At 63.2% G+C, this 12,947-nt stretch carries 10 protein-coding genes and 1 tRNA gene; 6 read left to right on the top strand and 5 right to left on the bottom strand.

The features are described from left to right. Positions 1-27: 27 nt before the first annotated feature. On the bottom strand, positions 28-1,575 hold the full coding sequence (locus ACTNBU_RS06930) for a nitrite/sulfite reductase (RefSeq protein ID WP_441032130.1): 1,548 nt from the start codon (positions 1,573-1,575) through the stop codon (positions 28-30). A gap of 356 nt (positions 1,576-1,931) precedes the next feature. Between ACTNBU_RS06930 and ACTNBU_RS06925 the strand changes: the two genes are divergently transcribed. Continuing rightward, positions 1,932-2,201, top strand: coding sequence for a DUF4368 domain-containing protein (locus ACTNBU_RS06925; RefSeq protein WP_441032078.1), 270 nt, complete (start codon positions 1,932-1,934; stop codon positions 2,199-2,201). 388 nt (positions 2,202-2,589) lie between these two features. Here the strand turns inward: ACTNBU_RS06925 and ACTNBU_RS06920 are convergent. Beyond that, positions 2,590-2,676, bottom strand: a tRNA-Leu gene (locus ACTNBU_RS06920). A gap of 67 nt (positions 2,677-2,743) precedes the next feature. Continuing rightward, positions 2,744-5,194 (bottom strand): ATP-dependent Clp protease ATP-binding subunit, encoded by a 2,451-nt coding sequence (locus ACTNBU_RS06915; protein WP_441032076.1) that lies wholly within the window; start codon positions 5,192-5,194, stop codon positions 2,744-2,746. 297 nt (positions 5,195-5,491) lie between these two features. Between ACTNBU_RS06915 and ACTNBU_RS06910 the strand changes: the two genes are divergently transcribed. From ACTNBU_RS06910 to rsmI, 3 genes are all read left to right on the top strand, one after another. Then, positions 5,492-5,665: a DUF362 domain-containing protein gene (locus ACTNBU_RS06910; RefSeq protein ID WP_441032074.1), complete on the top strand. Its 174-nt coding sequence runs from the start codon at positions 5,492-5,494 to the stop codon at positions 5,663-5,665. Between the two features lie 138 nt (positions 5,666-5,803). Then, positions 5,804-6,538, top strand: coding sequence for a tRNA1(Val) (adenine(37)-N6)-methyltransferase (locus tag ACTNBU_RS06905; RefSeq protein ID WP_441032072.1), 735 nt, complete (start codon positions 5,804-5,806; stop codon positions 6,536-6,538). Further along, the gene (rsmI, locus tag ACTNBU_RS06900) at positions 6,535-7,377 is read left to right on the top strand and encodes a 16S rRNA (cytidine(1402)-2'-O)-methyltransferase (protein WP_441032070.1); all 843 of its coding nucleotides are present in this window, start codon (positions 6,535-6,537) and stop codon (positions 7,375-7,377) included. Before ACTNBU_RS06905 ends, rsmI begins: the two co-directional genes overlap by 4 nt. Before the next feature lie 73 nt (positions 7,378-7,450). Here the strand turns inward: rsmI and ACTNBU_RS06895 are convergent, their stop codons facing one another. Then, positions 7,451-8,236, bottom strand: coding sequence for a ZIP family metal transporter (locus ACTNBU_RS06895; protein WP_441032068.1), 786 nt, complete (start codon positions 8,234-8,236; stop codon positions 7,451-7,453). A 320-nt stretch (positions 8,237-8,556) separates the two neighbouring features. Between ACTNBU_RS06895 and pckA the strand changes: the two genes are divergently transcribed. Further along, on the top strand, positions 8,557-10,125 hold the full coding sequence (gene pckA, locus ACTNBU_RS06890) for a phosphoenolpyruvate carboxykinase (ATP) (protein ID WP_441032066.1): 1,569 nt from the start codon (positions 8,557-8,559) through the stop codon (positions 10,123-10,125). Positions 10,126-10,257: 132 nt separating this feature from the next. Beyond that, complete coding sequence (locus tag ACTNBU_RS06885; protein WP_441032064.1) at positions 10,258-10,776, top strand: DUF6199 family natural product biosynthesis protein; 519 nt, start codon at positions 10,258-10,260, stop codon at positions 10,774-10,776. 142 nt (positions 10,777-10,918) lie between these two features. Here ACTNBU_RS06885 and ACTNBU_RS06880 read toward each other — a convergent pair whose 3' ends face one another. Then, complete coding sequence (locus ACTNBU_RS06880) at positions 10,919-11,968, bottom strand: G5 domain-containing protein (protein WP_441032062.1); 1,050 nt, start codon at positions 11,966-11,968, stop codon at positions 10,919-10,921. Positions 11,969-12,947 lie beyond the last annotated feature (979 nt).

Genomic DNA, 12,947 nt, shown 5'->3' with positions numbered 1-12,947 from the left:
ACGGGATGTTTTCTGCTTTCGCCGTATTTACTTCAGGTAGGGCTCCGCCACGCGCTCGATGCCGTCGGGGTTGGCCTGGTTCCAGGCGGCGAAATCCATGCCGCTGGCTGCCACGATGCGGCCCAGCTCCACCAGGAACGCGGGAACTTCGCTCTCCAGGATGGTGCCCAGTTCCCGGCCCATGGTCTCCGCGCCCTGACGGCTCTCGCCGTTGACGAACAGGGCAAAGGCGGGCTGGGGCTTCTTGTCCACCAGCTTGGACGCACCCCGGAAGCCGATGACGCCGGTCTGGTGCGTGCCGCAGGAGGACATGCAGCCGGAGACGTACATCTGGGGCAGAGCGCCGTCGGGCAGGTCCGCCGCCCGGACCGCCTCCACGCAGGCCGCCAGCAGGCCCTGGGAATCCCGGGTGCCCACCTGGCAGGTGGTGCCGCCGATGCAGCTGACGGACATCTCGAACAGGCTCCGGGCGCTGTCCGCCGTCACGTCCAGGACGCGGCGGGCCTCGTCGCCGGTGAGGTTGATGATGTAGGCCGTCTCGTCCGGGGACAGGCGCATCTCCGCGCCCTCGATGTCCGCCAGAGCGTCGCTGATGGCGCACAGCGTCTCCGGGGCAGCCTGGCCGCCGATGGGATGCCACACTACGGTGTACAGCCCCGGCTGCTTCTGGGGCAGCACACGGCGGTCCTCCACGGTGGAGCCGTCGCCGGTCTTGGTGATGGTCTGGGGAGCGGGATGGATGTCCAGGTCCTCGCCGCTGGCCAGCACCTCCGCCAGCTTCTCCTGATAGGCCTTCACATAGGCCTCCGGACCGCCCAGGGACTCCTGCATATAGCGGGTGCGGGCCTTGCCCCGGTTCTCATAGTTGCCGTAGGCGCGGAAGGTCAGCCACATGGCCTTGATGTAATAGAGGATCTTCTCCGGCGCCACGGCCTCCGCCACTTTCACGCCGAAGCGGGGGTTGTTGCCCAGGCCGCCGGCGCTGTAGACATCGAAGGTGCCGTCGGGACGGGCGGCAAAGCCCAGATCCCGGTAGGTGGCGTGGGGCACGTTGGCGGGAGAGTTGGAGAAGCCCACCTTCAGCTTCCGGGGCATCTTCTCCGCCTTGACGAAGTGCATCAGGTACTCACCTGCGGCCTCTGCCCAGGGCAGCACGTCGAAGTACTCCCCTTCCTCTACGCCGGTCAGGGGCGAGCAGGTCACGTTCCGGGGGAAGTCTCCGCCGCCGCCCATGGTGACAATGCCGCAGTCCAGGGCGCCCTCCATGATGGCACACACCGTCTCCGGCGCCAGGTCGTGGAGCTGGATGGTCTGGCAGGTGGTGAAATGAGCCCGGGGCACGGGATACGTCCGGATGGCCTTGGCCGTGAAGGCCAGCTTCTCCTTGGTCACGCGGCCCGCGGTCATCCGCAGGCGCAGCATGCTGGCCTTGCCGCCCTTCTGGGCATAGCTGCCATACAGGCCGGAGAAACCCTTGTAGGCCGCCTTGTCCAGCTCTCCGGCATAGAACGCCGCGGTCTTCTCCCGGAAAGCCGGCAGGTCCTGTTTCCAGCTCTGGGGATCAATGTTGTTCATTTTCTCTCCACTCTCTTTCATATAAATTCCGGTCATGTCCTCATTGGGAGGGAAGTTGATTTCATTGGGAAATACCGATTGAATCTATTATAAAATACCCATATACCGAAGTCAAATCCTCCGGCGGATTATTTGAGATTATTTCTTTTTTTGACGAAAAAAGCCGTCCGGCCCGGATCTTGTCCGGGCCGGACAGCCTGGTCTTTTGATCGGACGGACCGGACAGACCTTCGCCATGTGGACGTCCTCCGGGAACACCGCCAGGATGTCGCCGGGCCGAATGGTCACCCAGGCGTCCACAGGAGCCTCATAGGGGATGAAGTTCCCCGCCGCGTCGCAAGCTCAGTTGCAAGTCCGTGACAGCGGATATGTTGATTGGCACCGTCCGCAAATACACCAAGGCAAAGACCCTGACGCCCCGTATGCTCAATGAACTGATCGATCACATCGAAGTCCATCAGGCAGAGAAGATCGAAGGCGAATGGGTGCAGCACCTTGTGATCCATTACAACTGTGTGGGCGCTATCTTCATCCCCGATGTGTTCCCACTTCCGGCACCCCAGGTGTCGGTCAATACAAGAAAAGGCGTAGCTGTCAACTACGCCCCCTGTGAACCCGCTGTGTAAAAAAGGCGAGTGCTCTTAACAGCCTTTCAAATGCTGTAAGAACACTCGCCATGGTGCCGGTGGCTTCAATCCGGATATTTTCGTTTCATCCCCGGTCAAAAACCGACCGCGAATCCAGCGGAGCGAATCGCGGGCGGAAAGGAAGAGCAAGGGAGCGGGCGGAAGACGTTCTTTTGTTCCATAGGAATAAAAGAACGTCGGAGCAAAGCGGACTTTGCTCCGACGTGGAAAGCGCGAACAGTTTCGAGGCTCCAGTTTTCAGGTCTGCACCCAAACCCAAACCGAAGCCCAGCGAAGCGGGTTCGGTTTGGAAAGGAGGAGCAGCGAAATGAGCGCGCTCTGACTTTTGAAAAAAGTCGGAGCAAGCGATATGCAGCTTGCTCCGACGTGGTGCCGGTGGCGGGACTCGAACCCGCACGCCATCGCTGGCAATGGATTTTGAGTCCACCTCGTCTACCAATTCCAACACACCGGCTTAGTCCTCTTACAATACCACAGTTTCCCTGGAAATTCAAGAGGTTTTTTCACCGGCGCTTTGACACTTACTTCGTCACCAGCAGTCGGTCTCCCTCCAGCGTCAGACGGGCGGTGTCGCCGGAGTGCAGCGTACCGTCCAGCAGCTGCTCCGCCACTGCGTCCTCCAGCTTCTCCTGGAGGCACCGGCGCAGGGGACGGGCGCCGTATTTGGGGTCGTAGCCCTCCCGGGCCAGCTCCTCCACCGCGTCCTCGTCCGCCTGGAGGGTGATGCCCACGGCGGCCATCCGCTCCGCCGTGGCCCGGAGCATCCGCCGGGCGATCTCCGTGATGTCCGTCCGGCTCAGGCGGCGGAACACGATGATCTCATCCACCCGGTTGAGAAACTCCGGCCGGAAGGTCCGGCGCAGCTCCTCCATCACCGTCTCCCGTGTCCGGCGGAAGGCCGCCTCCTCGTCGCCGGAGGCAGCGCTGTCAAAGCCCAATCGCCCGCCGGAGGAGAGGATGTGCCCCGCCCCGACGTTGGATGTCATCACCACCACCGTGTTCCGGAAGTCCACCGCCCGGCCCTGGGCGTCGGTGACCCGGCCGTCCTCCAGAATTTGCAGCAGGACGTTCCAGACATCCTCGTGGGCCTTCTCGATCTCGTCCAGCAGCAGCACAGAGTAGGGCTTCCGGCGGATCTTCTCCGTCAGTTGGCCGCCCTCCTCATGGCCCACGTAGCCCGGGGGCGAGCCAATGAGCCGGGACACCGTGTGCCGCTCCATATACTCGGACATGTCCAGCCGGATCAGCGCCCGCTCGTCGCCGAACATGGTCTCCGCCAGCGTCTTGCACAGCTCCGTCTTCCCCACGCCAGTGGGGCCCAGAAACAGAAAGCTGCCGATGGGCCGCCGGGGGTCCCGCAGTCCCACCCGGCTCCGGCGGATGGCCCGGGCCACCGCCCGGACGGCGTCGTCCTGCCCCACGATCCGCCGGTGGAGCTGATCCTCCATGTGCAGCAGCCGCTGCGACTCATCCTCCGTCAGCCGGGTGACGGGGATCCCCGTCCAGCCGGACACCACCGCGGCGATGTCCTCCGCCGTGACGGGACGGTGGCCGCAGTTCCCCTGGCGGCGCTTCTCCCGCTCCGCCTCCACCTGCTGCTGATAGTTCTGCTCGATGTCCCGCAGCTCCGCCGCCCGCTCGAAGTCCTGGTCCATGACGGCGCCGTCCTTGTCCTTCCGCAGCTCCGTCAGCTTGGCCTCCAGGCTCTTCAGCTCCGGGGACAGCTCCTCCCCCTCCATGCGGACCCGGGACGCCGCCTCGTCCATGAGGTCGATGGCCTTGTCCGGGAGAAACCGGTCGCTGATATACCGCACCGACAGGGAAACCGCCGCCTCCAGGGCCTCGTCGGTGATGGTCAGGCGGTGGTGCTGCTGATACCGGGGCCGCAGGCCCCGCAGGATCTCCATGGCCGTCTCCCGGGAGGGCTCCCCCACCTGCACCGGCTGGAAGCGCCGCTCCAGGGCGGCGTCCTTCTCGATATACCGCCGGTACTCGTCCAGGGTGGTGGCTCCCACCACACGGATCTCCCCCCGGCCCAGGGCGGGCTTGATGATGTTGGCGGCGTCCACCGCCCCCTCGGCGGACCCGGCGCCCACGATGGTGTGCAGCTCATCGATGAACAGGATCACGTCCCCGGCGGCCCGGACCTCCCCCAGGGCCTTCTTCACCCGCTCCTCAAACTCGCCCCGGTACTTGGTGCCGGCCACCATGCCCCCCATGTCCAGGGAGAACACCCGCTTGTCCAGCAACTCCACCGGCACGTCCCCCAGGACGATCTTCTCCGCCAGCCCCTCGGCGATGGCGGTCTTGCCTACGCCGGGCTCGCCGATGAGGCAGGGGTTGTTCTTGGTCCGGCGGGACAGGATCTGAATGACCCGGCCGATCTCCTTCTCCCGGCCGATAACCGGGTCCAGCTTGCCCATCCGGGCATCGGCGGTCAAGTCCCGGGAGAACTCCCGCAGGGTCTTCAATCTGGCGTCGGAGGACTGGGGACTGGGGGCCGGAGGTTTCGTGCCGCCGGACCAGCCCCGGGGCTGCTCCCGGACCTTGTTCATGAGAATGCTGTAAAGTCGCCTCGGCTCACAGCCAGCCATCCGCAGGACCCGGACGGCCATGGTGCCCCCCTCTCGCAGCAGGCCCGACAGCAGATGCTCCGTGCCCACAAAGTTGCACCCGCCCCGGGCGGAGTCCTCCACGGCGATCTCGATGACCCGCCGGGCCTTGGGCGTCAGGCCCTGGGCCGGGTCCGTACCCGGCAGCCCTATCCCCACGGTGCGCTTCACGATCTCCACCGCCATCTCCGCGGTGAGGCCTGCCTCCGTCAGGACGGCGCGGGCCGTCCCCTCCTCCTCCCGCAGAAGGCCCAGCAGCAAATGCTCCGTGCCCACGTAGCCGTGGCCCAGCTCTCCCGCCGCCTCCTGGCTCAGCCGCAGGGCCTCCTCCGCTCTGGGTGAAAACCGGTTTTCGTTCATAACTGTGATCCGCTCCTTTCCGCCGCGGGGCCCCGCCGTCGCCGTCAGGACCCCCACATATGCTCAGTCTTTCCACTATTTTCTCATTTCATAACATCCCTCCGCGCTTTCGGCCGCAGTCGGAACGTCCCGTATGCTTTTGTGAACATTTTTGTCTAGTTAGTGTTAACAAACTTCTTTTTTGCAGCTTTTCCGACGCTTTTCGAAAAATTTTCTCCCGGGACTTCCAGCTCTCCCCCTTGCATTTTTGAAAATATATGCTACAATGGGGATACAATTCATTTGGAGGTGTTTCCCATGGCCTATAAGATTACTTCTGCTTGCGTTAGCTGCGGTTCCTGCGCGGACGTCTGCCCCGCCGGTGCCATCAGCCAGGGCGATGATTCTTACGTGATCGATGCCGGCGCCTGCCTCGACTGCGGCTCCTGCTCCGACACCTGCCCCAACGGCGCCATCGTCCCCGCTGAATAATTGTGACGATACATAAAATCCCGCAGGTCAGTGCCTGCGGGATTTTATTATGTATTTTTATCCGGAAACATGCCCTTGCGGCGCTCCGGGATTTATCCTATAATATAAAAACATGGACTTACGGAGAGGAGGCGCGGCATGGAACACAGTGAGTCTCTCCGCCCCGGCGGATACCGGTTCTTCTATGACGACGCATTGTTCCGTCCCGGCACGGACTCCTTTCTCCTCTCCTCCCTGCCCCGGCTGAAGCCCGGCCTGCGGGTCTGCGATCTGGGCAGCGGCACGGGGCTGCTGGGATTGCTGCTGCTCCAGCGGGAGCCGTCCCTGACCGTCACCGGCGTGGAGATCCAGAGAGCCGCCGTCCGTCTGGCGGAGAAGGCCGCCGGGGAAAATGGCCTGACAGAACGGCTCACCACCATTCAAGGGGACCTGCGGGACATCCGGAGGCTGCTGGGGGCCGGGGCCTTCGATCTGGCGGTATGCAATCCCCCCTACTACGCCCCGTCCAGCGGCGGCATTGCGCCGGAGGAGGCCCGCCGCACCGCCCGGTCGGAGGTGTCCTGCACCCTGGAGGACGTATGCCGGGCGGCGTCGTATCTCCTGCGGTGGGGTGGGGCCTTCTGTCTGGTCCACAAGCCGGAGCGGCTGACGGACCTGCTGTGCCTGCTGCGGGAGACCGGTCTGGAGCCCAAACGGCTGCGGCTGGTGGAGAACCGGACCGGGGCGGCGCCGTCCCTGGTGCTGCTGGAGGGCCGCCGGGGCGGAAAGCCGGGACTGACCGTAGAGCCGCCCCTGATCCTGCAAAAGCCGGACGGCTCCCCCACGGAAGAACTGGACGCCATCTATTTTCGGACAACGGAGGACACGCCATGAGCGGAACACTGTATCTGGTGGCCACCCCCATCGGGAATCTGGGAGACTTCTCTCCCCGGGCGGTAGACACCCTGGAAAACGCCGATTTCATCGCCGCCGAGGACACCCGAGTGTCCATGAAGCTGCTGAATCATTTTGGCATCAAAAAGCCCCTGGTGAGCTACCACGAGCACAACCACGTCACCGCCGGACAGTCCATCCTGTCCCGGCTGCTGGCGGGAGAGACCTGCGCCCTGGTGACGGACGCCGGGACGCCTGCCATCTCCGATCCCGGCGAGGATCTGGTGCGGCTGTGCGCGGAAAACGGCGTGCCGGTGTATTCCATCCCCGGCTGCTGTGCCGCCGTCAGCGCTCTGGCGGTCAGCGGACTGCCAACGGGGCGGTTCACCTTTGAGGGCTTCCTGACCGTCAACAAAAAAAGCCGCCGGGAGCGGCTGGAGCAGCTGAAGTCCGAGGAGCGCACCATGATCTTCCACGAGGCCCCCCACAAGCTCCGCACCACCCTGGCGGACCTGCGGGACGCCTTCGGCCCGGAGCGGCGCATCAGCCTGTGCCGGGAGATGACGAAGCTCCATGAGGAGACCATGCGCTGCACCATCGGGGAGGCCGTGGACTACTACGAGCTGACGGAGCCCAAGGGCGAGTACGTGCTGGTGGTGGCCGGCGCAGAGCCTGCGGAGGCGCCCGCCGCCACCCTGGAGGACGGCGTCCGCATGGTCCGGCAGCTCCGGGAGGAGGGCGCCCGGACCAAGGACGCGGTGAAGGAAGTGGCCACCCACACCGGCCTCAGCCGCAACGAGCTGTACGCCGCCGTGCTGGCGGCGGAGCGGGAGGAATAAGCCGCCGCTTTCTCAAAGGTTCTGATCAGAAAAGCCGCCGCGCAGATGCGCGGCGGCTTCTGTCTTGTGTAGTTCACGCCAGCATGACGTCCAGCAGCATCATCACCAGAAATCCGGCCATGACGCTGGCGGTGCCCACGTGGGAGTGCTCCCCCAGATGGGCCTCCGGGATCAGCTCCTCCACCACCACGTAGATCATGGCGCCGGCGGCGAAGGACAGGATCCAGGGCATGACGCCGCCGATGCTGCCCGCCGCCAGGACGGTCAGCAGCCCGAACACCGGCTCCACCACGCCGGACAGGGCGCCGCAGACGAAGGCCTTCCCGTTTCCCGTCCCCTGAGATTTCAGGGGCAGGGAGATGGCTGCGCCCTCCGGGAAGTTCTGGAGTCCCATGCCGATGGCCAGCGCCACGGCGGCGGGCAGCGCGCCGTTCTGGGCGGCCACGGAGAAGCTGAGGCCCACGGCCATGCCCTCCGGGATGTTGTGGAGCGTCACCGCCAGGACGATCATGGTGGTGCGCTTCCAATGGGCCGGCAGGCCCTCCGGCTCGTCGCTGCCGATGTGCAGGTGGGGCATCAGCCGGTCCAGCACCATGAGAAATACCCCGCCCAGCAGAAATCCGCCGCCCACCGGCAGCACCACGGAGCCGCCGCTGTTCTCCGCCATCTCCATAGCCGGCAGCAGCAGCGACCACACCGACGCCGCGATCATCACCCCGGCGGCAAAGCCCAGAAACACCCGCTGGGTGTTCCGGCTGATGTCCTTCCGGAAGAAAAATACCATGGCCGCGCCCAACACCGTGGCAAGGCAGGTAAAGCCCGTGCCCAGCGCCGCGTACAGCAGTTCTTTTTGCAGCATTTTTTGTCCCCTCTTTCATCATTCAGTTTTCCCTGCGGCAGGCCGCCCTCCCCCGTTTCCGGTCCGGACGGCCGCCGGAAAGGGGTCTTTTTTCACTTTCCCTTCCCTGCGATATCATACCGCGAAATCCGCCGGGTGTAAATTTCTTTTTTCCGTCTTGCATAATTTTTTCAAAGGTTGTCAAACGTCGCAAGAAATCGTTTACGCAGTTTTTCTCTTTGTTCTTGCATTTTCGTTTCCAATCCTGTATACTATAGGACGTTCCGAGGTCAAACCAGATGGCACACGCCATCGTAATGATTTAATAGGAGGAATTCATCATGGAAACCTATGGTCTGGAATCTCTGGGAATCATCAACGCTGCCGCCGTCTACCGCAATCTGACTCCCGCGCAGTTGACTGAGCACGCTCTGCGCCGCGGCGAGGGCAAGCTCTCCAACACCGGCGCGCTGGTGGTGAAGACCGGCAAGTACACCGGCCGCAGCGCCAACGACAAGTTCATCGTCGACACCCCCGCCGTCCACGACGAGATCGCCTGGGGCAAGGTGAACCGCCCCATTGAGAAGGCCAAGTTCGACGCCATCTACAGCAAGGTCATCGCCTACCTGCAGAACAAGGAGATCTTCATTTTCGACGGCTTTGCCGGCGCCGATCCCAAGTACACCCAGGCGTTCCGCATCGTCAATGAGCTGGCCTCCCAGAACATGTTCATCCACCAGCTGCTGCGCCGCCCCACCGCGGACCAGCTGAAGGACTTCAAGGCTGACTACACCATCATCGCCGCCCCCGGCTTCAAGTGCGTCCCCGAGATCGACGGCACCCGTTCCGAGGCCGCCATTCTGGTGGACTACGAGGCCAAGCTGGTGGTCATCTGCGGCACCCAGTACGCCGGTGAGATCAAGAAGTCCGTCTTCTCCGTCATGAACTACGTCCTGCCCAAGATGGGCGTGTTCCCCATGCACTGCTCCGCCAACATCGGCAAGGACGGCGACTCCGCCGTGTTCTTCGGCCTGTCCGGCACCGGCAAGACCACCCTGTCCGCCGATCCCAACCGCATGCTTATCGGCGATGACGAGCACGGCTGGGCCGACGACTCCGTGTTCAACTTCGAGGGCGGCTGCTATGCCAAGTGCATCAACCTGAGCCCCGAGGGCGAGCCCGAGATCTACAACGCCATCAAGTTCGGCGCCCTGGTTGAGAACGTGGTCATGGACGACGAGACCCGCGAGTTCGACTTCTATGACGACTCCCTGGCCGTCAACTCCCGCGTGGGCTATCCCGTGGAGTACATCCCCAACGCCGAGCTGTCCGGCATGAGCCCCAGCGTGCCCAAGACCGTCATCTTCCTGACCGCCGACGCCTACGGCGTGCTGCCTCCCATCTCCAAGCTGGACAAGAACCAGGCCATGTATTACTTCGTCTCCGGCTTCACCAGCAAGGTGGCCGGCACCGAGATCGGCATCACCGAGCCCGTGCCCACCTTCTCCACCTGCTTCGGCGAGCCCTTCCTGCCCCTGGATCCCTCCGTCTACGCCGCCATGCTGGCTGAGAAGGTGGAGAAGTCCGGCGCCAACGTGTACCTGGTGAACACCGGCTGGAACGGCACCGGCAAGCGCATGAAGCTGAGCTACACCCGCGCCATGGTCACCGCCGCCCTCACCGGCGCCATCGAGAAGGGCGAGTTCGTCACCGATCCCACCTTCGGCGTCCAGGTGCCCACCGCCATCGAGGGCGTGCCCTCCGAGCTGCTGATCCCCGAGAACACCTGGGAGGACAAGGCCGCCTACAAGGCAAGCTGCCAGAAGCTGGCCAAGAGCTTTGTGGAGAACTTCAAGAAGTACACCCACATGAGCGCCGAGGTCGTCGCCGCCGGTCCCAAGGCCGAGTAAGACGCCCGGTTTCCACCGCTGTTTCTTCCACTCCCCGGAGCGCTGCTCCGGGGAGTTTTGTTATCAAATTGTGATGATTTTCCTCTGCTTTCCATGATATGATCAGGGAAATATGAAAGCGAGGTTTCCGCCATGAAACGCTCCATCCCCCTGCTCCTGCTGCTGTGCCTGCTCGTCACCGGCTGCGGTCGAAAGCAGGCGGACCTGACGGTCTACGAGTACAACGGCTTCACCGTGGACACCCAGACCCAGACCATCACCCGCGGAGACGATGTATACCGCTATGCATTCTCCGGCAGCGAAGTCACCATCACCTATCCCAACGGCGCTGCGTATTGGTGGAAGTATGAGCAGAACGGCGGCGCCGGCGGCTGGAGCGGCGACTATGACACGGACCGTTACGCCGACGGCTGGGATCTGTTAAACGCCCTGTCCTACGAGCCGCCCCGGCAGTCCGGCGGCAGGAACGCCCCTGTGGGGCTGCTGCTGATCCCTGTGGGGCTGTTCCTCCTGATCTCTCCGCGCACCGTCTGGTATCTCAGCCATGGCTGGCGGTTCAAGAACGCCGAGCCATCCGATCTGGCGCTGGGACTGAACCGGCTGGGCGGCGGAGCCGCGCTGGTCATTGGCGTATTGCTGCTGTTCCTGTGAACCGGGGGACTCCGCCCCGGCTCTCCCCCGCCGGTCCGCAGAAGGCCCTCCCATTTTGGGACGGCCTTCTTCTTTGCGCAGACAAGGAAAACCGCCCCCTCCCGGTCTTTCGGGAAGGGGCGGTCGCTGTGTTTGGGCGCGGTCACTCCAGGATATACACGGTGCAGCTCCGGCGGCCGAAGCTGATGCACTGCTCGTAGGTGTCGTAGTACAGGTCCACCTTGTTGCCCCGGACGCCGGTGTCCTCCGCCACGGCCAGGCCGTAGACCACCTTGCCGTCATCGGAGACGATATACAGCCGGGTGCCCAGAGGAATGACGCTCTTATCCACGGCCACGGTGCCCACCCTGACGGCGGTGCCGGAGGCGGTGCGGTAGCCCACTCCGTCGTAGCCGGAGGTGTAGGCGGTGGCGGTCATGGATCTGACGCCGGTGAATTTCAGTGTGGCGCCGGACTCAAAGGTCAGCACGCCGCTGCCGTCGCCGTTTTTGCTGACGCCGGCGATGCGGTCAAAGCCGTCGCCGCTGTCAGCTGTCTCAGGCTTGCCGGTGCCCACCAGGATGCGCTCCGTAACGGCGGTGGAACTCTCCTCGCCCACCAGCTGCCGGGACACCAGCTCGCCGCCGGAGTACACCACCTCATAGACGGCGGTACGGATGCCGTTGCGGCCCTCATGCTCCACCACCTCGGTGCCCTCGGGCAGGCTGGGGGTGGGGATGCGCTCCGTCTCATAGGCCACGGCCTCGCTGGAGCGGTCATAGTAGGTGAGTTCGGAGTCCACCGTCACCTCCACGCCGCTGTCGGACAGGTCCACCAGCACCATGTCCAACGGACCGGGCTCCACCTGGAGACGGCCCAGCAGCGCGGAGATGGTCTCTCTCCGGGACAGTCCGGAGACGGTGCCGCCGTTCCAGCGGATGGTGACGGGGGTATCCTTTTTCAGCGTGACCTGGAAGCCCCCGGTGCCGGTGCCCAAATAGAGGAACTGCGAGGAGAAATCCTTCAGCGTCTCCTCCTTCGCCGCGCCGTCCAGCACAATGGCGGAATCGGTGCTGCCGGTGAGGATATACAGGGCGCTGGCCTGATTGGTGGAGAACAGTCCGGCGCAGGTGACGGCGGCCGCCACCAGCAGCACCGAGGACAGTCTGCTCCAGAACCGGTGCAGCGTCTCCACGGAAAATGCGTGTTTCAAATGATTACCTCCTAAGCGTTTTCCAGTTTGTCTCCGGCCCGGGATCCGCGCCCGGACCGCCGGACGGAATGCCAGTGGCGGTGCTCAGCCGGAGAAGAAAACAAATTGTTACTTTTGTTACCGCTTGGGAAACTGGGCATAGTATACACCAATCACCCACTTCTGTCAAGTTTTAAGGCGAAAAGCAGTGTTATGTCTCCCACTTTCTCTCCAATTTTGCAAAATCAGACTTCCTCTATTTGGAAATTAGAATCGAAAAGTAACAAAAAAATTACAACTGTTTCAAAAAGGTATAGTATTCACTTTTTCTGCATTTTATTCCTTGAATTCTCCAGAAAATCAGCAAAATACGGAACCATCATCCGGTTTTTATCGGATGGGCGTTCCCGCCTTCGGCGGCGTCCCCCGCCCCCCCGGCGGACACTGGAAGCGGGATGCGGCCGGGGGCCGGTGCGCACAGGAACCGTGAGACGAAAAGCACTGGCTCCGCGTCCCTGCGAAGCCGGTGTGAAAAGCTGTTCCGGCGGGTCTTCCCCGCTCATGTTTCGTCGGGCCGCGTCTCCAGCGTGAACCAGAACAGGCTGCCCTGCCCCGGCTAGCTCTCCACGCCGAACCGGGCGCCGTGGCGCTTCAGGATCTCCCGGGTGATGGCAGGGGCGACACCGCACACACGGACAGTGCCGCGGCCAGCACTGCGGCGGCGACCGCCGCCTTTTTGATGGTTCTGTTCATATGATCCACTCGCTTTCCAGAGATTCTGCCAACCGGCAGTATGTAAGGATCGCGCGTCCGGATGGAATCTCCGTGGAATCCGTTAGGAATTTGTGTGGAATTTGAGGCGGAAGCATCGTTAACGATGCTCCCGCCTCAGGCTGTCGAAAAACCCGGTTGCGCAATTAGGCGGCAACCGGGTTTTCAGCACATATTCGGGAAAATAGAATCGAAAATAGGAAATGGGCAGAGTCATTCCATTTCCACC

This window comes from Dysosmobacter sp. HCP28S3_G4 (assembly GCF_052065175.1).
Lineage (GTDB): Bacteria > Bacillota > Clostridia > Oscillospirales > Oscillospiraceae > Oscillibacter.
The sequence above is the reverse complement of the archived record's forward strand: the minus strand, read 5'-3'. Positions and strand labels throughout refer to the sequence as shown.

Bases quoted from the DNA above. Each gene is read 5' to 3' on its own strand.
- ACTNBU_RS06930 (WP_441032130.1), bottom strand. From the start codon at position 1,575: ATGAACAACATTGATCCCCAGAGCTGGAAACAGGACCTGCCGGCTTTC.
- ACTNBU_RS06915 (WP_441032076.1), bottom strand. From the start codon at position 5,194: ATGAACGAAAACCGGTTTTCACCCAGAGCGGAGGAGGCCCTGCGGCTG.
- ACTNBU_RS06910 (WP_441032074.1), top strand. From the start codon at position 5,492: ATGGCCTATAAGATTACTTCTGCTTGCGTTAGCTGCGGTTCCTGCGCG.
- ACTNBU_RS06905 (WP_441032072.1), top strand. From the start codon at position 5,804: ATGGAACACAGTGAGTCTCTCCGCCCCGGCGGATACCGGTTCTTCTAT.
- rsmI (WP_441032070.1), top strand. From the start codon at position 6,535: ATGAGCGGAACACTGTATCTGGTGGCCACCCCCATCGGGAATCTGGGA.
- ACTNBU_RS06895 (WP_441032068.1), bottom strand. From the start codon at position 8,236: ATGCTGCAAAAAGAACTGCTGTACGCGGCGCTGGGCACGGGCTTTACC.
- pckA (WP_441032066.1), top strand. From the start codon at position 8,557: ATGGAAACCTATGGTCTGGAATCTCTGGGAATCATCAACGCTGCCGCC.
- ACTNBU_RS06885 (WP_441032064.1), top strand. From the start codon at position 10,258: ATGAAACGCTCCATCCCCCTGCTCCTGCTGCTGTGCCTGCTCGTCACC.